This window comes from Metapseudomonas resinovorans (assembly GCF_002003485.1).
GTDB lineage: Bacteria > Pseudomonadota > Gammaproteobacteria > Pseudomonadales > Pseudomonadaceae > Metapseudomonas > Metapseudomonas resinovorans_D.
The window spans coordinates 1-22395 of record NZ_BDMA01000050.1 but is presented as its reverse complement, the minus strand read 5'-3'; the positions used below and the strand labels follow the sequence as shown (position 1 = coordinate 22395).

Annotated in this window: 18 protein-coding genes and 6 pseudogenes; 3 read left to right on the top strand and 21 right to left on the bottom strand. The window is 57.3% G+C overall.

The genetic code is table 11. The annotated features are described in order from the left end of the window. Positions 1–156 precede the first annotated feature (156 nt). Entirely contained in the window at positions 157–552 is a 396-nt protein-coding gene (locus tag MnOB_RS13260; protein WP_077524693.1) for a YkgJ family cysteine cluster protein, read from the top strand. Positions 553–558: 6 nt separating this feature from the next. Here MnOB_RS13260 and MnOB_RS13255 read toward each other — a convergent pair whose 3' ends face one another. From MnOB_RS13255 to MnOB_RS13225, 7 genes are all read right to left on the bottom strand, one after another. Continuing rightward, positions 559–1488, bottom strand: a complete 930-nt coding sequence (locus MnOB_RS13255; protein WP_077524692.1) for a pentapeptide repeat-containing protein — start codon at positions 1486–1488, stop codon at positions 559–561. Between the two features lie 159 nt (positions 1489–1647). Next, on the bottom strand, positions 1648–2562 hold the full coding sequence (locus tag MnOB_RS13250) for a DUF808 domain-containing protein (protein ID WP_077524691.1): 915 nt from the start codon (positions 2560–2562) through the stop codon (positions 1648–1650). Positions 2563–2637: 75 nt separating this feature from the next. Beyond that, positions 2638–4416, bottom strand: coding sequence for a phosphoethanolamine transferase CptA (cptA, locus tag MnOB_RS13245; RefSeq protein WP_077524690.1), 1779 nt, complete (start codon positions 4414–4416; stop codon positions 2638–2640). Positions 4417–4856: 440 nt separating this feature from the next. Further along, a complete protein-coding gene (locus tag MnOB_RS13240) occupies positions 4857–5864 on the bottom strand; it encodes a fimbrial protein (RefSeq protein ID WP_077524689.1) in 1008 nt (335 codons plus the stop codon). 15 nt (positions 5865–5879) lie between these two features. Beyond that, positions 5880–8468, bottom strand: coding sequence for a fimbria/pilus outer membrane usher protein (locus MnOB_RS13235; RefSeq protein WP_077524688.1), 2589 nt, complete (start codon positions 8466–8468; stop codon positions 5880–5882). A gap of 48 nt (positions 8469–8516) precedes the next feature. Next, complete coding sequence (locus MnOB_RS13230; protein WP_077524687.1) at positions 8517–9254, bottom strand: fimbrial biogenesis chaperone; 738 nt, start codon at positions 9252–9254, stop codon at positions 8517–8519. Between the two features lie 48 nt (positions 9255–9302). Further along, positions 9303–9794, bottom strand: a complete 492-nt coding sequence (locus MnOB_RS13225; RefSeq protein WP_158713815.1) for a fimbrial protein — start codon at positions 9792–9794, stop codon at positions 9303–9305. Positions 9795–10029: 235 nt separating this feature from the next. Between MnOB_RS13225 and MnOB_RS29040 the strand changes: the two are divergent. Continuing rightward, positions 10030–10400 (top strand): annotated as a pseudogene (locus tag MnOB_RS29040) (TolC family protein); the annotation flags it as partial. 33 nt (positions 10401–10433) lie between these two features. Here MnOB_RS29040 and MnOB_RS13220 read toward each other — a convergent pair. The 14 genes and pseudogenes from MnOB_RS13220 to thiI form a co-directional block, all read right to left on the bottom strand. Next, a complete protein-coding gene (locus MnOB_RS13220; protein WP_077524685.1) occupies positions 10434–11126 on the bottom strand; it encodes a transposase in 693 nt (230 codons plus the stop codon). 935 nt (positions 11127–12061) lie between these two features. Then, the gene (locus tag MnOB_RS13215; protein ID WP_077524684.1) at positions 12062–12490 is read right to left on the bottom strand and encodes a hypothetical protein; all 429 of its coding nucleotides are present in this window, start codon (positions 12488–12490) and stop codon (positions 12062–12064) included. Positions 12491–12773: 283 nt separating this feature from the next. Next, positions 12774–13057: pseudogene (locus MnOB_RS13210) on the bottom strand (transposase); the annotation flags it as partial. A gap of 106 nt (positions 13058–13163) precedes the next feature. Further along, positions 13164–13511 (bottom strand): hypothetical protein, encoded by a 348-nt coding sequence (locus tag MnOB_RS28850; RefSeq protein WP_158713814.1) that lies wholly within the window; start codon positions 13509–13511, stop codon positions 13164–13166. A 188-nt stretch (positions 13512–13699) separates the two neighbouring features. Beyond that, a complete protein-coding gene (locus tag MnOB_RS13205) occupies positions 13700–13936 on the bottom strand; it encodes a hypothetical protein (protein WP_077524683.1) in 237 nt (78 codons plus the stop codon). Positions 13937–14134: 198 nt separating this feature from the next. After that, a pseudogene (locus MnOB_RS13200) lies at positions 14135–14311 on the bottom strand (transposase); the annotation flags it as partial. A gap of 69 nt (positions 14312–14380) precedes the next feature. After that, positions 14381–14593: pseudogene (locus MnOB_RS13195) on the bottom strand (transposase); the annotation flags it as partial. 49 nt (positions 14594–14642) lie between these two features. After that, a complete protein-coding gene (locus MnOB_RS13190; protein ID WP_234358253.1) occupies positions 14643–15080 on the bottom strand; it encodes a MafI2 family immunity protein in 438 nt (145 codons plus the stop codon). Continuing rightward, positions 15049–15162 carry a polymorphic toxin type 50 domain-containing protein gene (locus MnOB_RS29615; protein ID WP_352230867.1) on the bottom strand — a complete coding sequence of 38 codons (114 nt, stop codon included), beginning with the start codon at positions 15160–15162 and terminating at the stop codon, positions 15049–15051. Before MnOB_RS29615 ends, MnOB_RS13190 begins: the two co-directional genes overlap by 32 nt. Positions 15163–15439: 277 nt before the next feature. Next, complete coding sequence (locus MnOB_RS13180; protein ID WP_077524681.1) at positions 15440–15688, bottom strand: MafI family immunity protein; 249 nt, start codon at positions 15686–15688, stop codon at positions 15440–15442. Between the two features lie 8 nt (positions 15689–15696). Further along, positions 15697–15927, bottom strand: a pseudogene (locus MnOB_RS29610) (EndoU domain-containing protein); the annotation flags it as partial. A 237-nt stretch (positions 15928–16164) separates the two neighbouring features. Then, a pseudogene (locus MnOB_RS29225) lies at positions 16165–16902 on the bottom strand (POTRA domain-containing protein); the annotation flags it as partial. Between the two features lie 258 nt (positions 16903–17160). Continuing rightward, entirely contained in the window at positions 17161–18978 is a 1818-nt protein-coding gene (gene typA / locus MnOB_RS13170) for a translational GTPase TypA (RefSeq protein WP_077524679.1), read from the bottom strand. Between the two features lie 126 nt (positions 18979–19104). Continuing rightward, positions 19105–20559 carry a tRNA uracil 4-sulfurtransferase ThiI gene (gene thiI, locus MnOB_RS13165; RefSeq protein WP_077524678.1) on the bottom strand — a complete coding sequence of 485 codons (1455 nt, stop codon included), beginning with the start codon at positions 20557–20559 and terminating at the stop codon, positions 19105–19107. A gap of 331 nt (positions 20560–20890) precedes the next feature. On the opposite strand from thiI, the gene glnA reads away from it, so the two are divergent. After that, on the top strand, positions 20891–22294 hold the full coding sequence (glnA, locus tag MnOB_RS13160; protein ID WP_069086056.1) for a glutamate--ammonia ligase: 1404 nt from the start codon (positions 20891–20893) through the stop codon (positions 22292–22294). The last annotated feature ends 101 nt before the right edge of the window (positions 22295–22395 follow it).

The window sequence follows — 22395 nt, the reverse complement described above, 5'->3', positions numbered from 1 at the left end:
GGCTCACAGACACAGAAGATTCCTACAACCCAGTCACGTATCGATACAAATGCGGCGAGACAAAGGGAAATTTCGCGTTCCCCGACGGGAAACTGTTCACTTTTTCACCGACACCGCTATGATGCCCGCCCTTCTACCCTAGCCTGCTCGCCGACCATGAAGACCATGATGATCGTCGGTGCCGACCTCGACCGGACGGACACCTGGATCAAATACGAAAAGACCATGTGCCACGCATGCGTTTCCAGCTGCTGCACCATGCCGGTCGAAGCACGTCTGAACGACCTGATCCGCCTGGAACTGGTCGCAGAGTTCGAGCGTGGCGAGCCACCGAAGAACATCGCGAAACGGTTGATGAAGGATGGCGTGGTAGAGCGCTTCAACCAGAAGTCCGGCATCTTCACCCTCACCCGCATGGGCAACAACGACTGCTACTTCCTCGACCGCAAGAGCCGTCTGTGCACCGTGTACGACAAGCGCCCGGACACCTGCCGCAACCACCCGCGAATCGGCCCACGCCCGGGTTACTGCGCGTTCAAGCCAAAGGACTGAGCTCCGTCAGCGGGTCATCTTCTTCACGAACACCACCACGAACAGCGCCATCGTGAAGCTGCCGACGAAAGCCTCGAAGGCCGCCAGCGGTCGCGACAGGCCGAGCGGCGCGATGTCGCCGTAGCCAAGGGTAGTGAAGGTCACCACGCTGAAGTACATGCAGGCGGCCAGTTCCTCCAGGTTGGTCAGCACGTCCTGCTCCAGGGACAAGGCCAGCCGCACATCGCCGTGGTGAATGCCGGTCAGGAAATAGAGCAGCCCGCAGAACAGCACGAAGCCCAGGGAAAACAGCACCACGCGCAGGGGCTGTTCGCCGTAGCCGCAAAACAGGTCCACCAGCCAGGAAAACAGCCGTTGGGTTGACCAGCGCGGCATCTGCAGACGGCGCGTGACCATCTCGCGGTAGAAGAAGCGCCCCGCCTCTTCGAACAACCCGGCCTTCTCCAGGTGAATACGCAGGTTGCGATAGACCTCCTCGGCCTGCTGCAAAAGGTCCAACATCAGCGCGGGCTGTCGGTTCCTGCACGCGTCGCGGGCCTCGCGCTCCTGTAGCACGTGTTCGTCCCAGACCACGTTGTCCAGACGGGCGCCATCGAGCTTCACCCCGAGCAGATTGGCGTCACGCAAATCGGCGCAGTGCAGGTTCGCATCACGCAGATCGGCCTTCATCAGCGAGGCGCCGCGCAGGTTGATGGCGAATAAATGGGCACCGCGCAAATCTGCGCGGTAGAAATCGCTACCAGAGAGGTCGTACCCGGTGTGGCTTCCGCGGCGCACCAGATCGAGGCCGGCCAGGTGGCATCTCTTCAGACAGAACCCGCGCATCGGCGCACCGATGCGGGCGCGCGCCTCCAGGGCCGGGCCGAGTTCGGGCGTTCCCGATTTGTCCTGTTTGGCATCCCGCCAGAAGTCGTCCTCAGGTGGGATGTCGAGCATGCTGGCAAACCCAGGGTACGGATTTTCAGCCTAGCCCAGGCATTGAGTGGGAGCGATATCAATCGCGAATGAACTCGCCCGCCACGCAAATACCCATCGCAGCGCTGCTGCCTCGTAGGGTGCGCCGCGCGCACCGGGAACCCGCTTCGGAGCGATGAGTCAGCCCCTGACGGCGCGCAATACCTTCTTCACCACACTCACCCCGGCCAGCACCAGCGCACCCGCAGCGATGCCTGCCAGGCCGTCTACCAGTAGCTGCACCAGCCAGGCGAAGCCGCCAACGCTGGCCAGCACCGGTTCCAACAGGTGATGGGCGGCAGGGATGCCGTGCAGGATGATGCTGCCGCCCACCAGGAACATCGCGGCGGTACCGAGCACCGACAGCCCCTTCATCATCCAGGGTGCTGCGGCGAGGATGGCGCGGCCGATAGCCTGGGCCGTCGAGCTGGCTTGGCGCACCAGGTAGAAGCCGAGGTCATCCAGCTTGACGATGCCGGCCACCAGGCCGTAGACGCCAACGGTCATGATCAGCGCGATACCTACCAACACCGTCACCTGCTTGCCGAAAGCGGCATCGGCCACCGTGCCCAGGGTAATGACGATGATCTCGGCGGAAAGAATGAAGTCGGTGCGGATGGCGCCCTTGATCTTGTCCTTCTCCATGGCCACCAGATCCACTTCCGGATTGGCCACAGCCTCGACGAGCGCCGCATCGTGCTGCGCGTCTTCCGCCTCACTGTGCAGCCACTTGTGCGCCAGCTTCTCGAAGCCCTCGAAGCAGAGGAAGGCGCCGCCCAGCATCAGCAGCGGGATCACCGCCCAAGGAATGAAGGCACTGATCAGCAAGGCCGCGGGCACCAGGATGGCCTTGTTCACCAGGGAACCCTTGGCCACCGCCCAGACCACCGGCAATTCACGCTCGGCCCGTACGCCGCTGACCTGCTGGGCATTCAGCGCGAGGTCATCGCCCAGTACGCCAGCGGTTTTCTTCGCGGCAACTTTGGTCATTACCGAAACGTCATCGAGCAGCGTCGCGATGTCGTCGATCAGGGTCAGCAGGCTGGCTCCGGCCATGGGATGTCCTTCAGAGGGAGTGACGGGGCGCCGTAGTCCGGCGAAGGCGAACTACAGACAAAAACGCCCCGGCGGTCAACCCGGTGGAGCCTTTCTGCCGGCCGGTTCACGCTCGCCGCTGACCACTTCCATATCCGGCGTCTTGGTCTTGGGTTTGATCAGGCTGAAGTCGATCAGGGTTTTCGGCTGATAAGGGTTGCCGATCAGCAGCGGGCGCGCCTTGAAAGCGGCGTTGACCACACTGCGGCTGGGGTCGAAGTCATCGAAACCGATCCCGGCCAGGTCCGCCCAGGTGTGGATGAAACTGGAGCTGCTGTAGGGCCGCTTCAGGCTGGCGGATAGCTCCTGTGGATGAGCTGCGCGCCATTGTGGGGAGCGCCAGAGCATGAAGGGGATGGTGTACATGGGCACGGTTGGCGCCGCCTCATTGCGCCCCAGGACGTCCGGCTGCTCAGGGTCGAACACCGCTTCGCCGTGGTCGGAGAGGTAGAGCAGGAAGCCGTTGGCGTTGCTCCCGGAGAATCGCTCGATCAGGCTGGAAACCACCTGATCGTTGAACAGTACGGCGTTGTCGTAGCTGTTGTAGGTGGGCAGCTGATCGTCGGTGACGGAGTCCGGAACGCCCTGGCGATCGGTAAAGCGGTCGTACTCCTGCGGATAGCGGTACTGGTAGCTCATGTGGGTACCCAGCAGGTGCACCACGATGAACTTGCGCGGCGCCGGGTCGGCCAACACCTTCTCGAACGGCGGCAACACATCGTCGTCGTACTGGCGCGCGTTCTGGTTGCGGTTGTTGTTCAGATAGAACTGCTCGTCCGCCTGCTTGGAGAATGTGGTGAGCATGGTGTTGCGCTTGGTCAGGGTCTGCTGGTTGGTGATCCAGTAGGTCTTGTATCCGGCCTGCTTCATCATGTTCAGCAGCGAGGGCTTGGTCAGGTAGAGGTTCGGATTGCGCTCGTCCGCGAAGGTCAGCACCTGCTGCAGGGCTTCGATGGTGTAGGGGCGCGGCGTGATGACGTTGTCGAAGACGTCCAACTGATCACGGATGCGGTCGAGCTTCGGGGTCGTCGCACGCGGATAGCCGTAGAGGCTCATGCGCTGCCGGTTGGTGGATTCGCCGATCACCAGCACCAGGGTCGCCGGCAGCCCGGCATTGGCGTCCTTCAGATTGGCCAGGGGCGCGATGTTGGCGCTGTTCTCCAGCAAGTCATGCATGTCCGCCAGTTGCTGGCGGTACTGGCGATAGCCGACCAGCAACTGCCAGGGCACTGCCGGCTCCATGCGCTTCTCGAAACTGTCGCGCGCCGCCTCGAAGGTATCGTTGCCAAGCCCCTGCTTGACCGCCGGATAGCCGACCAGCGCAGCCAGCAGCGCCAGGCTGGCAAGCAGCGCCTTGCTACGGGGCAGATGGACCGGTCGCAGCCGCGTCCACAGCAATACGCCGCCCAGCGCATAAGCAAGAAACGCCGGGACCATCCACCAGGCGAAGTACTGCGCCATGTACTCCGAGCCTTCGGCCACGTTCGATTCGAACATGATGAAGATGACGCTCTGGGAGAACTCCTGGCCGTAGACCAGGAAGTAACCAAAAGCCGGTAGCGACGCGAGCCAGAGCACCAGCCCCAATCCCGCAGAGATAGCCCGGGTGCGCCCCGGGAAGAGCAGCACCGGGATCAACCACAGGCCGCTGAGCAGGAAGGCCTGGCGGAATCCGCTGAAACCGCTGGTACCCGTCACCTGGATCAGGAACTGCGTGACACCCGAGAAATACCAGAAAAAGAGGAAGAGCCAGCCGAGCCCGGCCCAGTCGAACCGACGCTCTCCAGCCTTGTGTAGATCGAACTTCATAGACATCCGCCCTAGTCGAGCCTTGACCAGTCCATCTGATCGAAAAGCAGGGAATATGACTATGAACGTGTGAAAAGTTCGTCAAAGGTTGTGGGAATTGGTGAATTTACTTGAAGCGTTTCAGAGTCGCCGGAGAGAAGAGACGACGCTCTGAAAGGTCTCGGCGGTCGGCCTAGAGGGCGGCGCTAGACTGCGCGGCGGCCGGGGAACCAAAAGGGGGTCGCGTAGATCAGCCAGGTAACGCTCGAAATCAGCGTCCTCGGCAAACACGACTTGGCAACAGAACCCGCCCCACCCTGGGCATGGCTTCTCCCTCCATGAAGACTGAATCGCCCCTAGTTTCATTAATACTTAGCATAGAAAGGGTAAAACACAGCGCGTGTAAAAATAGCTCGATTAGGTGGGTAGACTAAGGCTGTACGTTATTTATGAGCGCACTTGGGTGGTCATTCATAAAACAAGGTAAAAGTAGCCGTCGTGGACAACTTGCCCGAAGTCATCTCATCGCTATTGTTCACCGTGCGGTTGTAGCGAGCAGTCAGCGGAATGCTGACGCCTTGGGCCGCGCCCGAGGTCTCCACGTGAAGGAGTTTCGAGCCCAGGTGCAACGTCTCGAAGCTGTTCAAATCGCCCCGGAACAAACGTATGCCTACACCCGTGGCCATTTCCGGCCCGCTGGCATTAGCCAGCACGTCGGTGGCGGCCTGAGTGCCGTCGACCTGATAGCTCACCTTCACACCCGGGTCGCACAGCAAGTTGATAGAGAACATCCGAGCCTTGTCATTGGCCTGGATAACCGGCGAACCGTCTACAAAATCGACCTTGGCGATTGACGGCAGCTGGACATCGATGTTGCGGCTGTCGGCGCTCACCTCACAGCCCAGGCCGGTAACTGTGGTACCGCCAGTCAGAGTAAGACGGGCCAAAGGAAGATCGATATAGTAGATAGTCGAAACGCCACCTACGTTCAGGATCCCGGCGCTGGCGTCCACGTTTCCTGTTTTGATCAAGCGCACCCGCCAGTTGATGAGCTTTTTATACTCCACAGGCCCTACTTTCCAGTCTAGGTTGGGCAACGGGGTGAGCTTGGTGGGATCGGAGTCGCAGTTCGACTCATGATTGCACCAGAACACTGAAATGCCGATGCCCGGGATACCGGTCTCGAACACCGAACTGTAGCCGTTGCTGATGTAGCCGGGCACTGGCGCGCCGATGCTGGAAGCAAGTGTGCCGGAAACGGTACCGCTGGACGAGCAGCTGATGTGCGGGGTGCTGGAAGTTTGCCATAAGCTGTCCCAGAGCACGGTGCCGTTAGGGGCGTTGCGCGGGATAGGGATCGACGCTGGCAGGGCGATGGCACCATTCGATGTGTCGTAGCCTTTTTCGAACTCGCAGCCCGCCGCGAATACTGATGGCGACAGCAGCAGGAAAAGCAGAAACGCAAGATTTCTCATGGTGATCTCGATAACTTAGTGAGTAGCGACCTGGGGCGCGCGACTGAGGCGGCTGCACAGTGTCTCGGCTGTGCGGAAGTGGCTGGTGTGGCTACCCTTGGCAGGGGACGGCGGCAAGCGATAGTGCACACGGCATTGACGATCCTCGCCCTGGCCCCAGCGTACGGTCAGCTCGCCCTCGCGTTCGGCAGCGCGGATGAACACCCGGCTACCCTGGCCCACTAGCGTCAGGCTATTGCCCTGGGCGTCGAGCACTTCGGCGCCTACCGGAAGCATTTCGCCGTTGTCGTCACGCACCAGCAGCAGGACCGGCTCACCCGTGATGGTGGGGTACTTGAGCATCACTACCGCGCCGTAGCGTGGCGCAACGTTCTGCGAGGTGAGTTGAAGTTCGACATCGTCGGCCGTGCCCTTAGGGTCGAGTGCCACTTCGTTCTGTCGATAGGGCATCAGGCTGGAAACTACGCCGTAGCCACTGCCGTTCACTTCGGCGCCGCTGCTGTTGAGCAACGCCGCACCTTTGGCGCCCTTGGCCTCGACGATCGCCCGGGTTTCGCCCTGGGCCTGGCTGAAGGTCACGCCACCGGGGTGGGCGACGATGCTGCCCGAGAGCCCCAAGCCCATCTGACGATAGCCATCGCCATCGCTGTAGTTGCCCGAAAGGTTGGCACTGGCCGCACGATATTGGACGTTGACCCCACTGGCGCTGCTGCTGTCTTCGTTGGTGTGGCTTTGTGTGCCATACACTCCGTAGTTGAACTGGTTGAATTCCCCCAGCGAACCGGAAACGCCCACCTGGCTGTTGAGTTCACCCTTGTCTGAATAGGTCGCCGAACTGTTCAGGTGAGGGGCATAACTGGATCGCCCTAACGGCAGCGACAGGGTCAGCATGTACTGGGTGTCCGTATCGCCCTGGCCAGTCTCGGTGCGGCTGGCCGAGAGGCTCATGCTGCCCCAGCGAAAACTGTTGGAGTAGCCGGCTTGATAACCGATATCGCCGTCCTCGCCGGTCTTCCAATAGTTCTGTGCCGAGCCGCTGATGAACAGGCTGCCGTAGTGATCGCCGAGCGGCTGGTTGACGTTGACCTGCAGGCGGTTGCGCTGACGACGCGGGGACTGCGTGGCATCGTGCGCCTGGATGAAATCGCTGAAGCTCAGGTAGCCGGCGCTGGAAAAACGGTAGGCGGCGACCACAAAGTTGGTCCGCGAGGTCTCCACCAGCTTGCTATAGCTCAGACGATAACTTTGCCCACTGGATGAACCGCTCAGTTCTTCCTCGGCGTCCAGTCCCGAGGCATTGGAATGCGTGACGTCGAAGGCAAATGCGCCAACCGGGGTACTCAACGCCAGACCACCCTGTACCGCCATGTACTGGTCGGCGATGATGCTACCGGTGTAGCCGGTCCAGAGGTTGGAGATCCCCTGCTGGTATGTACCTTGTACGAACACCGGTTTGCTCTGAAGGCTATCGTCGCGATAGCGACCGGCCGTCACGCTGTAGCGTGCAGTGCCGGGGCGCAGCAACTGCGCTACCGAGGCGTAGGGCACGACAAAACTGCGAATCCGGCCATCGGCTTCGGTGACAGTAACGTCGAGATCACCTGAGTAGCCGGTGCTGTGCAAATCGTCAATGATGAAAGGGCCCGGTGCTACGCTGGTTTCATATAGCACAGCGCCGCCCTGGCGCACGGTCACCCGGGCATTGGTTTCCGCCGTGCCACGCACGGCCGGGGCGAAGCCGCGCTGCGAGTCCGGCAGCATTCGGTCGTCGGAGGTCAGCTGCACGCCGGTGTAGGGCACGCTGTCGAACAGGTCCGCGGGGGTGTAGTACTCGCCAAGGGTGAGCTGCGACTTCAGCTCGGTGATGTCACGTTGGGCGTAACTGCTGACCGCATCGTACTGACTGACGGTCGCTCCGGCAGCGCTGCTGCGGTTGTAGCTGCCATTGTGGCGCAGGCGCCAGTCGCCCAGGTTCACTCCAGCATTGAAACCGACATAGAACTGGTTGGTATTCTGGCCGCCGGCATCGCTGTGCAAGGTGTTGCCGTTGTAGTCGATGAATGCTGCAGTTACACCACGATCCCAGTCGCGTGGATCGACATAACCACTCAAGGCACGGTTGAGATACGCTTGGGGAATGCTCAGGTCCAGGCGCAGGGTGGACAGATCCAGAACTGCAAGGGCATCGGGCACGTGTTCGGTGATACTGATGCAGTCGGCGTCCGACGTCTCATCGATTTTCGGCAGGCGCTCGACATCCAGGCCAAGGCTGGACAACTGACTGCGCTTGAAACAGTAGCGCATCGACTGTTTATTCTCGGTATCCCCTACCCGAACTTCCTGTCGGCCGACCCAACTCTGGTTGACGTACACATCCAGTCGGTAGCTGCCCGCCGCCACCGGATTGCCCCGTTCGAAGCGGGTAACATCCACATTGCGCCCTCCAGGCCCTTGCAGAAATGTAGGGTTGAACGATGCTTGCAGGGCATCGGCCTGAACAATTTCCGCGTTCAGGCAATAACCTATCGCCGTTGCCAGTACCAAGTTTCGGGCGTGCGGAAGCACGCCAGCGTGGTGACGCGGCGAAGGGGGCGTCGTAGACATGGAAGTTCCTTCGACTAGATAAGTACAGTCGTCGCGAGTTTGCGCAAATCAGTGCAGGGGAATGGTCTGTTCGGGGGCGGCACCGAAGTCGCTCATCCAGCGAAAACGCAAGGTGTCGCCGTTGCCGCTGGAATAGCCAGGCAGTGCGAAGTCGTGGTGACTGAACGGCGGGATCATTCCGCCGGCGGTTTCGAAGCTTTGGCTGCCCTGGTTAAGAACCAGCGTACTGAACGAAATGTGGTAGGGACTGGGATTCTCACCGCGCAACACATAGCCGTTACCTTGGTGTTGTACCTGCCAGTTCACTTTGCCAACGGCGCTTGGCAGGTCGCCGGGCAACCCGCTCGGACGATAGAACAGCTTCAGTCGCGAGCGTACAGCCACCTGCAACATGCTGCCGTTGGCATCCTGCGGCATCGGCGGAATTTCCAGGGCGTTGAACCAGAACAGAGTCTCGCGATCCTGCGGTAGGTCCTCGCCAGTGAAAGCCAAGCGCACGCTCTGACCTTTTTGCGGGTCGAGACGGAAGATCGGTGGTGTGGCCAGGAAGGGGGCATCGGCCTCCTGAGGCTTGAGCTGGGCGTCACCACGATCGACCCAGGCCTGCATCAGAACGGGAGTCTGGCCCTTGTTGGTCAGTTCTACGGTGACTTCGCGCTCATCTGCGGGATATACGATTCGGGTTCCATTGATCAGTACACCGGCGACGGCATCGGACGGGACCGAGGCAGCAATCAGCAGGCCGGCGAGTAGGGAACCCAGCCGGAGGGCCGGAAAAGATAGCATGGGTGTAGGTACCTGGCTGGCCCGGGCGGTTAACCCGGGAGCAATGGATCACTCGTAAGTGAGCTGGTAGTTCGCCGTGACGTTGACATCACCTGCACCAGCGTCGCCCGCTAGCGAGTAGTACTGGGCGTAGTACTGTAGGTTGACTGGGGTCGAGCCCTTGACGGTGACCGCACGCGCCAACTGAGTGGTCGCGTCATCGGTGTTGATGTTGATTGCGGTCTGCGAACCGTCCAGCAGCTGCACCTGAACATTGCGTGCGGCACCGGAGGAGATGCTTCTCAAGTTGCCATATTCATCGACGTTATGGTCCGGCACAAAAGCCGCAGACACCTTCACGCCATCAGCGCAGCCGGTGACCTTCATGACGAAACCGGTACGGCCGGAGCTGCTCTGTGCGTTCTTCAGCAGATCCTTGTCGACACTGGGCAACTTGACGGCGAGGTTGGTGACGGACGAGTCGAGCACGCAACTGGTTTCGGTGACTTTGCCGGAGATATTGATGACGCCGGTCTGTGGGGGGGCAGCTACTGCATGCATGGATACACCCACACCGGCCAATAGGGATGCGGCAGCAAATTTACTTAACCTCATAAATTCATTCTCTTAATCAATAAAAAGACCGTCAAAGCCAGGTAATGAGGGCCTGGCTTTCGACATGAAATCGCATGGATCCAAGCGAGGCTGGGCATTATTGGGATGAATTTTCTGGGGGCCAATAGGACAATATCCGGTGATCTGTAGGAATTTTCCGATGGCTGTAGGAGTAGCAGCGAAGGCTCGGATCCCAGGGCTTCAGGCCGAGCCGGCGCGAGCCAGGCATCGAATCGCCTTTCTGCTGGGTATGCGTCCAGATCAAGTCGCCGAGGACCTATCGCCTCAAGCCTTGTCGGCAATATCCACGGGGCTCCCTATCGGCGAACCAGCTGACCTGTTTCGTCGACGGCCCGATATCCGTGCAGCCGAAAGGCGTTTGGCTGCGAGTACCGCCGAGGTCGGAGTTGCTACGGCTGATTTGTTTCCACGGGTCAGCCTGAGCGGATTTCTTAGATTCACGGCTGGGCGGGAGTCGCAACTTGGCTCACCGGCAGAAAGGCATGGAGCGCGGCCCCAACCCTAACCTGGAGCGCATTCGACTTGAGCAGTGCACTATAAAAAAGGGGGACAGATTTATTTTCCCTACTCTATTTTCGGTCTGCCCTGCTTTCTGCGCTCAATCCGCACCCCGGCAATACGCTCGACTTCGTCCACAAAGCGGTTGGTCCCGGTAAGTTGGCCGCGTTGAATGGCCGCTCGGATGAGGCCCAATTCCTCGGAAGGAACCGCTTGCCTTACAAAATCGGCATACCGGTGGCGCCGCTCCTCAGCGGTTACACCGAGCGCCTTGAAGCATGGGTCTTCGTCCAACCAGTTCTGCTCAGGCGCAGCATCAATACGCAGGGCATAGCTGGACCAGGGATAATCCCCTGCCTCCGCCACCATGAACGCCCGCACAGGATTCAGTTCGATATATCGACTGCAGGCCAACAGGTAAGTATCAGACTGGACGATGCTCGACTTGTAGCGGCTTTCCCACACAGTTCCGGAGCGACCTTCCAAACGATTGCGGTAGCGTGTGGTGCGAGCGGCCAAGGTTTTCATCAACTGGCTGAGTCCGCCGAGTGAATCATCTGGGGCCAGCAGCAGGTGCACATGGTTGGTCATCAGGCAATAGGCATAGACCTTGACGCCGAAGGCATCCTTCAACTCGCGCAAATCGGCCAGATAACGCTCGAAATCGGCGTCCTCAATAAACACAACTTGCCGGTTGTGACCCCGCTGCACAATGTGATCCGGGTCGTTTGGCAACAGAACCCGCCCCACCCTGGGCATGGCTTCTTCCTCCATGAAGATCTAGAACGTGCTCTCTATTTCTAAGGAATTAGAGTAGGAAAAATAAATCTGCCCCCTTTTCTGTCCCCCCCCCTTTTCTGTCCTGGGCATGGCTTCTCCCTCCATGAAGATCTAAAACGTGTTCTCTATTTCTAAGGAATTAGAGTAGGAAAAATAAATCTGTCTTTTTCTTTGCGCCCCCTTTTTAGTCCCTTCCCCCTCAATCAAAATCCGACCCACGCCCTACCGTAACCATTAAATGCAAACATTCCCAAATAAACTAATAGTGCCCAGACACCGACTAAGAGCCTAACCCCCCACGGGTGATCAACCTTAACCCCCCCGGGCGCCAATCGGATAGTTTTGTTTGCAATGTAACAATAAAATCCTTGACCAAAGAAAAACTGAACAGAAAGAACACCCCAAAAATTACTCCACTCACCGAGAAACCTGACGGAGTTCAGCGCGCTACCTAAACACATCAAAAAAAACACAAAACCCTTGTGCCGGCGGAGAAAATCAAGAAATTTCATTCAAATAGTTCCCGTCCATTTTCGACCAGTCCGTCCCAAGAGCCCATGACGGATAGTATATTTGCCAACTTCGTAGCTGCCTCCGGCGGGACACCCCTTGAAGTTTCATAAGATTCAAAACCAACGCTCAAGCTGCGGAGGTGGCAGTTCCGGACAAGTCACCTTTCAGATAACCGGATATAAGGCTAGAAAAAAGGGAACAGATTTATTTTCTTTACTCTAATCTCACCCCGCGAGCCAGATTTAGAGTAGGAAAAATAAATCTGTCCCCTTTTCTCCCACGAGCCAGGCTAAGAGTAAAAATAAATCTTCTCTTCCTTTACGCTGGGGTATACCCAAAAAAAACGCCCGCATGACTCTACGGGCGCAAACTCCATGGAAGCAACGCACAATATAAAAATATCAGTCCATTAAATACTTAGCGTCAATTTTTGATTTCTCGAGAGCGTACGCCTTCAAGTCAACCGAGCCATTCTTCAGCTCTTCATCCAAGCCATCCAATTCATTTTTACGCAACTGTCGAACATGCTCCTTGGTGGAGTAATAATTTATTGACTCAGCCGCGTTATACCCACTTACGGGGTCCCAGAGAATGGAGATTGGCCAAAGCAGTAGGTTTATTGCACCGAATCCATACTCGCGACCATAAAATGATCCGCCGCCTGGCAACAATCCCAATGCCGCACCTGCGCCAGGATTTTTCTCCTCAACAGACAGACCCCGTGACTCGAAATTTCTCAACTCTGTTTTTTGCTGGCTATTTAGCCCGCTCGCGCAACCGGAGCCGATTACTAGGAAGCCTGCAAGAATTGTTAACTTAAGTGCTTTCACTCGCCATATCCTTTAACTGTAAGCGCCTGTCAAAAACAGCCCAGCGATAGTAACAGCACAGGAATTCAAGAAAGCACGCACCACAAACCAGACTATTCTTAGCATCTAGTAAGAAAAATCCGCACAATCAAAAACAGGCTAGAAATTTCAGACAAAAGAAGAAGCTTATTTCCCCGTCGACCTTCTATGAAGGTCTGATAATTACAGTCCTCTGCAGAAGTCACCTACCAACGACGTCCGCACCGTAGCTGTGAAGATAGAAATAGTGGGTAAATGCGCTGCAGCGGCTTTCCGAAAGAGCGCGATAGCGCGTGGTGCGAGCGGGAAAGGTCTTCAGCAACTGGCTAAGTCCGACGATTGAATCATCTGGAGCCAGCAGCAGGTCCACATGGTTGGTCATCAAGCAGAACGCATAGACCTTCACGCCGAAGCATCCTTCAACTCGCGCAGATCGACCAGATAACGCTCGAACTCGGCTTCCTCAACAAACACAACTTGCCGGTTGTGACCCCGCTGCACAATGTGATTCGGGTAGTTTGGCAACAGAACCCGCCCCGCCCTGGGCATGGCTTCTTCCTCCATGAATATCTAGAACGTGTTCTCTATCTCTAAGGAATTAGAGTAGGAAAAACAAATCTGCCCCTTCTCACCCCAGGAACCAAATATTACACAATTAACAATTTTCGATTATTTTTGGCGTGCTCGTCCCCTCCCAAACTATTTTTCGATAAAATCCAGTCAGCTTTTTTTGATCCCTCAAAAATTCGAATACTTCGGCCGGGCACCAATCCGGGCCAACGGAGAAGCAAATACCCTCATCTCGCAATCTAGAGAATACCTCCACCTTAAACTCTTGATTTGGAGCAATTAACGAAAGTGTTTCTTTTTCCTTGCCTGGCACAGCGACAAACCCAAGCCCTACGAGAAATTCAACCACACTATCATCCATGATTTTTACAACTATTTCCGACAATGCGCCTTCGGAAACAAAGGCTTTCGCACTTGATTTCACAGAGGTCATTTCACTATCACCGTAGTAACTGTCTTAACTTTCGCTGAGTCAGCAGCAAAAAAAGGGGACCAGCAAAAAAGGAGCAAAAAAGGGGACAGATTTATTTTCCTTACTCTAATCTCACACCGCGAGTCAGATTTAGAGTAGGAAAAATAACTCTGCCCCCTTTTCTCCATATTCTGTTAGCCCTTTTTCTGTTACGCCTCAATTGACCTCTTCGCCAAAACTAATGACTCTAAGAAACCAGCCAGCGGAACCTTTAGAACTGAGCTATCCAAGTCGGCAAACACCTCAAGCTCTAACCTATCCATTCCTTGGTCCTGATTAATTTGAGCCGCCGACTCTCCCTTATATTGAATTTCAACAGTCAACTTCTCATAGCGACTATCGCTAAATTCCAAAACCTCAAAATCAGAATTACTGTCAAGTTTCAATAGCTGCACCTTCGGATCTAAGAAGCCAGAGAATTAGCCATCACTACTTTACCGTAGCCCTGCACCGTCCGGCGCTCTCACCTCTAGCCCTCTCCGACTCAAATTTTTACTGAAAAAATGGACAGATTTATTTTCTTTACTCTAATCTCACACCGCGAGTCAGATTTAGAGTAGGAAAAATAAATCTGTCCCTTTTTCGTCTGTCATCAGGCAGTACGCATACACCTTCACCCCAAAGGCATCCTTCAACTCACGTAGGTCGGCTAGGTAACGTTCGAAGTCCGCATTCTCGGCAAACACAACCTGTCGGTTGTGGCCACGCTGCACGATGTGATGTGGATAACTTGGCAACAGAACCCGCCCGACCCTGGGCATGGCTCCTCCCTCCATGAAGACCTAGAACGTGCTCTCTATTCCCAAGGGATTAGAGTAGGAAAATAAATCTGTCCCCTTTTCCGGAGCCAGCAGCAGGTGCACATGGTTGGTCATCAAGCAGAACGCATAGACCTTGACGCCGAAGGCATCCTTCAACGCGCGCAGATTGGCCAGATAACGCTCGAAATCGGCGTCCTCAACAAACACAACTTGCCGGTTGTGACCCCGCTGCACAATGTGATGCGGGTAGTTTGGCAACAGAACCCGCCTTACCCTGGGCATGGTTTCTCCGTCCATGAAGATCTATAACGCTCTCTCCATTCCCAAGGGATTAGAGAATAACAATCCCCTCCACTTTTCTCGGTTTTTTGCGCTTTTGCACCATATTATTTTTATAATTATATTTTGAAATAAACTCAAACATACTCTCGTCTAGAATAAATAAACCCACTAAGCGGCTCCAAATCTCGCTTAGAGCCCTCCGCATGAACACATTCGACATCAATTTTATTGATAGGAATTTTTTTCCGCCCATTGAATCAAGATTTGTAGCTACGACTTCCAAGCTTTCCAGATCAAAATCCGTTGGCTGACGATCAAGATAATACCGAATCAATACTGAGCCATTTTCATTGTATCCGACAGCAACAGCTCTAATATTAGGGTAAATCTCGCCAAGTAGCGCAATTCGAAAGCATGCCACGAGCCAATCGGGTAATTGCGCAGAAAATATCATCTCAATTCCTCGCGTCTGGAACAATGTGAGCACCGTTTTTCCCATAGTGAATCTGGCCTCTGGTAACAGACTGCCCTGTCCGTCCATCTACCCCAATCGGCCTTCCAAAATCCACAATTGGGTTACCACGAGCCCCAGCGCCAACAACCGGATATTTACCACTGTGGGACGAAAAAAGGGGACAGATTTATTTTCTTTACTCTACTCCCACCCCGCGAGTCAGATTTAGAGTAGGAAAAATAAATCTGTCCCCTTTTCTTTATAGAACTGTTGCACTGACCATTTGAAGCCAAGGTCCCCTTTTCTACTGATTTGGGTCTTTAGACCAGAAGCTGCGTTGCTGACTAAAGACCGAACTAGCATCAGTGGCAGTTCCTTTTGGCAGAAAGAAACTACAAGATCCTCAAATCCTGTAGTTCCTCAATCTCCATCCCCATGAGCTCTGCTGCTGCTGCCAGCTGCTCTTTCACCCTAAATGGAATAGCCACATCAAACTCCACCAACTGAGAACAGAGCACTTCCAGTGCAACCCCAGACTCCCCACATTCGACCAACTCTTTGACGTTTTTCTCTGTATCATCGTCAAAGCACCCCGAAAGCTCTTCCATCGTCGACTGTATTATTTTCTCTGGCTCGCGCATGCGCACCTCTACTTCGGATATGCAGTAATAACCCCCTCTCCGTGAGGTTCGACTATTACACGAATACTCACGCCATCACGCACACCCTCTACCGCCCAGCGGACAGGTTTGCCTTTAGTAGTGAACTGGGCACCAGGCTTGCCAGTTAACTGTGTCCACGAAGCTTTAGGATCTGTAGCTAAATCAGAAACGTTGTGCATGACCTTATCGCCGTTCCAAGAAGCCGGGAAAGCTGTTTTTCCTGGAGCTCCCGGCCATAGATGCCCACCGCCAGTAGCATCTCCCAGCAGAATATGCTGAGTCCGTTGAGTGCTTGCCAAATTGATGAGCGAGTCAGCGCTTGGAGTTGCTTTTGCACCGCCAACACCGAGCTTTGCATTCTTAGCCAAACTGCCAGCGGCTGCAATCTGGAACAGCTCTGCGGCAAGGGCGGTCCCTTCGCCGTACTTATTCCGAATCAGCTCCATCTGAATGGTGCTTATGGCCTCCTCGTTCGACTCCGAGGCCAACTGAATGCCAATCGCCGCATTGACATCCTCAAACCGCAGGCTGTCGCCATCGTTGTTGCGCGTGGCCGAGGCGCGCCAGGCCTTTTCGCGACTGCCTTTGAGGTGCATCCGGCTACCACCCACCTGATCGCTGGGCACCAGCTCCAACTGCGCCTGGCGGGATGGCAGGCGGTTCAGATGGTCGACCAATTGCTCCAGTTCACGCAGATTGAGTACCTCACCGGTGCGGCCGGGGAAGGACATGGCCAGCTCGCGATCACTGGCGAGCTCGGAACTGTCGAGTCCCTCCAGCTTGCCCTCGATGACGATGATCTTGAGCCTGCCTGTGGAGAGGTCCTGCTGCGGCAGATAGGCGCGGGTGGTGACGTAGCCCCGATCCAGGTAGTGGCCGGTGATAAGTTTGAGCAGTTCGTTGAGCTGGGGGACACCGAGGCAGTGGCCAATGAAGGGGGCCAGCAGTTCATCTCGCTTGCCTTGCGTCAGAAGCGTTGCGCCCTGGATATCGATCTGGCGAATCTCGAAGCAGTGCCCCTCCCCCACTATCTGCTCCGGGGCGCTCTCGAAGGACCTGCCGGGTAGTTGCTGGAGTTCTTCCAAGCGCTTCTGCTGTTCCTGCAGCAGGCGCTCCTGTCGTTCACGGATCAGGTCGCGGTCGCCGGGCGAGACATCCGCCACTGCAGCCAGTGGCGTGCAAGTCACCAGCATGAAAACGGAGGTAATAAATCGAGAAAAGAGCAACGGGCAGTCCTTCGCAATCGATCGGGTTCAAACCGGTGCGAATGGAAGCAGTAATCCGTATGGGGGTATGCAGGATGGCAACTGAGCGTGCGATGGAAATTTCGCTATTGCCTGTGTGAAGGAGAATTGGCCCCGGCCGGATGTACCGAATGGCTGCCTGGGTAGCCAAGAAAAAGCCCCCACCGGATCGCTCCGGCGGGGGCTTTTTCATTCACTGATCGGAGATCAGACCTTGGTGCGCTCGTAGCGCTTGCGGTCGTTCTCGTTCAGCATTTTCTTGCGCAGACGGATGGACTTCGGAGTCACTTCCACCAGTTCGTCATCAGCGATGAATTCCAGAGCCTGCTCCAGGGTGAAGCGGATCGGTGGAACCAGGGCGATGACTTCGTCCTTGCCGGAAGCGCGCATGTTGTCGAGCTTCTTGCCCTTGGTGGGGTTGATCACCAGGTCGTTGTCACGGCTGTTGATGCCGGCCAGCTGGCCTTCGTAGATTTCGTCGCCTGGGCCGAGGAACAGCTTGCCGCGGCTTTGCAGGGTTTCCAGCGAGTAGGTCAGGGCGGTGCCGGTGGCCATGGAGACCAGTACGCCGTTCTGACGGTTGCTGACTTCGCCGGCCTTGATCGGGCCGTAGTGGCTGAAGGTCGAGGTCAGGATGCCGGTACCCGAGGTCAGGGTCAGGAAGTTGTTACGGAAGCCGATCAGGCCACGCGCCGGGATGGTGTATTCCAGGCGCACGCGGCCCTTGCCGTCGGGGATCATGTTGGTCAGATCGCCCTTACGCAGGCCCATCTGCTCCATCACGGAGCCCTGGTGCTGCTCTTCGATGTCGATGGTGACGTTCTCGTACGGCTCTTGCTTCTCGCCGTCCTTCTCGATGATCACCACTTCCGGACGGCCAACGGCCATCTCGAAGCCTTCGCGGCGCATGGTTTCGATCAGTACGGACAGGTGCAGTTCACCACGGCCGGAGACCTTGAACTTCTCGGCAGAATCGCCCGCTTCAACGCGCAGGGCCACGTTGTGCAGCAGTTCCTTCTCCAGACGGTCCTTGATGTTGCGGCTGGTGACGAACTTGCCTTCCTTGCCGGCGAACGGCGAGTCGTTGACCTGGAAGGTCATGCTCACGGTCGGCTGGTCAACGGTCAGCGGCGGACGGGCTTCGACGTTCTGCGGGTCGCACAGGGTGTCGGAGATGAACAGCTCTTCCATGCCGCTGACGCAGACGATGTCGCCGGCTTCAGCATCGGCAACTTCTACGCGCTGCAGGCCGGAGTGGCCCATGATCTTGAGGATACGGCCGTTGCGGCGGGTGCCGTCGTCGCTGACTGCAACTACCTGGGTGTTGGCCTTGACGCGGCCACGTGCAATACGGCCGATGCCGATCACGCCGAGGAAGCTGTTGTAGTCCAGCTGGGAGATCTGCATCTGGAACGGACCGTCGACGTCTACGTCCGGTACCGGAACGTGGTCGATGATGGCCTGGAACAGGGCGTCCATGTTGTCGTCCATCTTCTCGTGGTCCAGACCGGCGATGCCGTTCAGGGCGCTGGCGTAGACGATCGGGAAGTCGAGCTGCTCATCGGTGGCACCGAGGTTGTCGAACAGGTCGAAGATCTGGTCGATGACCCAGTCAGGACGCGCGCCCGGACGGTCGATCTTGTTGACGACGACAATCGGACGCAGGCCGGCCTTGAAGGCCTTCTGGGTCACGAAACGGGTCTGCGGCATGGGGCCGTCCTGGGCGTCGACCACCAGCAGTACGGAGTCCACCATGGACATCACACGCTCAACCTCACCGCCGAAGTCGGCGTGGCCGGGGGTGTCCACGATGTTGATGTTGAAGCCGTTCCACTTGATGGCGGTGTTTTTCGCCAGGATGGTAATGCCGCGCTCTTTTTCCTGGTCGTTGGAGTCCATCACGCGCTCGCTTTCCGCTTCTTTGCGGTCGAGGGTGCCGGACAGCTTCAGGAGCTTGTCCACCAGGGTGGTCTTGCCATGGTCGACGTGGGCGATGATGGCGATGTTACGGAGTTTTTCGATCACGTTTGTATCTCGATCAGAGGATTCGGTTTGCCGCGAAGTCTATGCGGCCCAGATGAATGAACTGCGACTCAGGGCCGGCAATCGGGAGGGCGGTGGCGGATGCTGCCGCCGAACAGCCCAGGCTGTTTAGGCCGGGCGATAAACGCGCACATTGGCGTGCCCCTCGCTGAGCAGATGGTGGGCATGCAGGCGACTCATCACGCCTTTGTCGCAATACAGGAGGTACTGGCGGTTGGCATCCAGTTCCTTGAAACGGTTGTTGACCGCATAGAACGGCAGCGCCTGCACTTCGACGCCAGGCAGTTCCAGCGGATCGTCTTCCTGCGCATCGGGGTGGCGGATGTCGATGACGATCTGCCCCGGCAGGGCTTCGCGCACTTCTTCCACGGCCACGTCCTGGCCCAGTTCGTCGATCACCCGGTCGATGGGCACCAGGCGCGCGCGTTCCAGGGCACGCTCAAGGATGGCCATGTCGAACTGCTCTTCCTCGTGCTCGATGCGACCGATCTTGGCCTTGGTGGTCGGGTTCACCGAGATCACGCCGCAGTACTCGGGCATGTGCTTGGCGAACTCGGCGGTGCCGATGCGGGTGGCGGTGTCGATGATGTCCTGCTTGTGGCTGGCGATCAGCGGACGCAGCACCAGCATATCGGTGGCCGAATCGATCACCGAGAGGTTGGGCAGGGTCTGGCTGGATACCTGGGAAATGGCTTCGCCGGTCACCAGCGCATCCAGGGTCAACTTGCGCGCCATGTGGGTGGAGGCGCGCAGCATCATGCGCTTGAGCACCACGCCCATCTGGCTGTTGTCGACCTTGCTGAGGATCTCGCCCACCACTTCCTCGAAGGGCACGCTGATGAACAGCACGCGCTGGGAACGACCGAACTTTTCCCACAGGTAATGGGCCACTTCCATCACGCCCAGTTCGTGGGCACGACCGCCGAGGTTGAAGAAGCAGAAGTGGGTCATCAGACCACGACGCATCATCTGGTAGGCCGCGACGGTGGAGTCGAAGCCACCGGACATCAGCACGAGGGTCTGCTCCAGGGAACCCAGCGGGTAACCACCCATGCCGTCGTGCTGATGGTGGATGACGAACAGGCGCTGGTCGCGCACTTCCATCCGTACTTCCACTTCCGGGTTCTTCAGGGAGATGCCGGCCGCATTGCACTCCTGGCGTAGGCGGCTACCGACGTGGCGCTCCAGCTCCATGGAGGTGAATGTGTGCTTGCCGGCGCGCTTGCAGCGCACGGCGAAAATCTTGCCGGGAATCTGGTCGGCGTAATGCAGCTTGCACTTTTCCAGTACATCGTCGAAATCGCCCAGCGGGTACTCGTGCACTTCCAGGAAGTGCGTGATGCCCGGGGTGCAAGTCAGCCGCTCGATCATCTCGCGCAGCAGCTTGGGCTCGGTCTGCCGAGTCTGCACTTCCAGGTTGTCCCAAACGCCGGTCACCTCGAGCTCCGGGTCCAGGTCTTTCAGGACCGCGCGGATGTTCTTCGAGAGCTGGCGGATGAAATGCTTGCGCACCGGCCGGCTCTTGATGGTGATTTCCGGGAAGACTTTGACGATCAGTTTCATGAAAACAGCGCCTGCAACGGCGGCCGAAAAAGAGGGGCGCGGATTATAGCGGAAATTGTTCAAGCTTTGACCAAAATCATTCAGGAAAGCTTTCGCCGCACCAAAACGGAGCACATGCACCATGCAGGGCACGAAAACAGTGCGTAAAACTGTGCACAAACGGAGCGGAGCCCCCGGCAGGCGCGAGTTTTGGGCCATCTGCCCATTCCGGGGCACTGGCACGCAATTTGCTCCCTTGTGAGGCAGGTCGCCCTGGCGGACTATCCCGCTCCGGCTTCAGCCCGAATTTATGGGAGGCAAGGTTTCTGCCCCCAACCACCTGGAGGACAACATGTCGAAGTCGCTTCAACTGATTAAAGAACACGACGTGAAGTGGATTGATCTGCGCTTCACCGATACCAAAGGCAAGCAGCAGCACGTGACCATGCCGGCCCGTGACGCCGATGACGATTTCTTCGAACACGGCAAGATGTTCGACGGCTCCTCCATCGAAGGTTGGAAAGGCATCGAAGCTTCCGACATGATCCTGCTGCCGGACGACAGCACTGCCGTTCTGGACCCGTTCACCGAAGAGCCGACCATTATCCTGGTCTGCGACATCATCGAGCCGAGCACCATGCAAGGCTACGATCGCGACCCGCGCGCCATCGCCCGCCGCGCCGAGGAATACCTGAAGACCACCGGTATCGGTGACACCGTATTCGTTGGTCCGGAGCCGGAGTTCTTCATCTTCGACGAAGTGAAGTTCAAGTCCGACATCTCCGGTTCCATGTTCAAGATCTTCTCCGAGCAGGCTTCCTGGAACACCGACGCCGACATCGAAGGCGGCAACAAGGGCCACCGTCCGGGCGTGAAGGGCGGCTACTTCCCGGTACCGCCGGTCGACCACGACCACGAAATCCGTACCGCCATGTGCAACGCCCTGGAAGAAATGGGCCTGGTGGTAGAAGTTCACCACCACGAAGTGGCCACCGCCGGCCAGAACGAGATCGGTGTGAAGTTCAACACCCTCGTTGCCAAGGCTGACGAAGTCCAGACCCTGAAGTACTGCGTGCACAACGTTGCTGACGCTTACGGCAAGACCGTGACCTTCATGCCGAAGCCGCTGTACGGCGACAACGGTTCGGGCATGCACGTTCACATGTCCATCTCCAAAGATGGCAAGAACACCTTCGCTGGCGAAGGCTATGCCGGCCTGTCCGATACCGCCCTGTACTTCATCGGCGGCATCATCAAGCACGGTAAGGCCCTGAACGGCTTCACCAACCCGGCTACCAACTCCTACAAGCGTCTGGTTCCTGGCTTCGAAGCTCCGGTAATGCTGGCCTACTCCGCCCGCAACCGTTCCGCCTCGATCCGTATCCCGTACGTGAACAGCCCGAAAGCCCGCCGCATCGAAGCGCGCTTCCCGGACCCGGCTGCCAACCCCTACCTGTGCTTCGCAGCTCTGCTGATGGCCGGTCTAGACGGTATCCAGAACAAGATTCACCCCGGCGATGCCGCTGACAAGAACCTGTATGACCTGCCGCCGGAAGAGGCGAAGGAAATCCCGCAGGTTTGCGGCAGCCTGAAAGAAGCCCTGGAAGAGCTGGACAAAGGCCGCGCGTTCCTGACCAAAGGCGGCGTGTTCTCCGACGACTTCATCGATGCCTACATCGAGCTGAAGAGCGAAGAAGAAATCAAGGTGCGCACCTTCGTGCACCCGCTGGAATACGACCTGTACTACAGCGTCTGATCCACGAATACCTATAAATAGCGTCAACATTAAGGCCTCCTTCGGGAGGCCTTTTTTATGGTTCATCGCGCTTTCCCGGGGAAGGCGGCCTTGATTTTCAG

What these genes read in the sequence shown, in the direction of transcription:
- MnOB_RS13260 (WP_077524693.1), top strand. Translation starts at nt 157, where the DNA reads ATGAAGACCATGATGATCGTCGGTGCCGACCTCGACCGGACGGACACC.
- MnOB_RS13255 (WP_077524692.1), bottom strand. Translation starts at nt 1,488, where the DNA reads ATGCTCGACATCCCACCTGAGGACGACTTCTGGCGGGATGCCAAACAG.
- MnOB_RS13250 (WP_077524691.1), bottom strand. Translation starts at nt 2,562, where the DNA reads ATGGCCGGAGCCAGCCTGCTGACCCTGATCGACGACATCGCGACGCTG.
- cptA (WP_077524690.1), bottom strand. Translation starts at nt 4,416, where the DNA reads ATGTCTATGAAGTTCGATCTACACAAGGCTGGAGAGCGTCGGTTCGAC.
- MnOB_RS13240 (WP_077524689.1), bottom strand. Translation starts at nt 5,864, where the DNA reads ATGAGAAATCTTGCGTTTCTGCTTTTCCTGCTGCTGTCGCCATCAGTA.
- MnOB_RS13235 (WP_077524688.1), bottom strand. Translation starts at nt 8,468, where the DNA reads ATGTCTACGACGCCCCCTTCGCCGCGTCACCACGCTGGCGTGCTTCCG.
- MnOB_RS13230 (WP_077524687.1), bottom strand. Translation starts at nt 9,254, where the DNA reads ATGCTATCTTTTCCGGCCCTCCGGCTGGGTTCCCTACTCGCCGGCCTG.
- MnOB_RS13225 (WP_158713815.1), bottom strand. Translation starts at nt 9,794, where the DNA reads ATGCATGCAGTAGCTGCCCCCCCACAGACCGGCGTCATCAATATCTCC.
- MnOB_RS13220 (WP_077524685.1), bottom strand. Translation starts at nt 11,126, where the DNA reads ATGCCCAGGGTGGGGCGGGTTCTGTTGCCAAACGACCCGGATCACATT.
- MnOB_RS28850 (WP_158713814.1), bottom strand. Translation starts at nt 13,511, where the DNA reads ATGACCTCTGTGAAATCAAGTGCGAAAGCCTTTGTTTCCGAAGGCGCA.
- MnOB_RS13180 (WP_077524681.1), bottom strand. Translation starts at nt 15,688, where the DNA reads ATGCGCGAGCCAGAGAAAATAATACAGTCGACGATGGAAGAGCTTTCG.
- thiI (WP_077524678.1), bottom strand. Translation starts at nt 20,559, where the DNA reads ATGAAACTGATCGTCAAAGTCTTCCCGGAAATCACCATCAAGAGCCGG.
- glnA (WP_069086056.1), top strand. Translation starts at nt 20,891, where the DNA reads ATGTCGAAGTCGCTTCAACTGATTAAAGAACACGACGTGAAGTGGATT.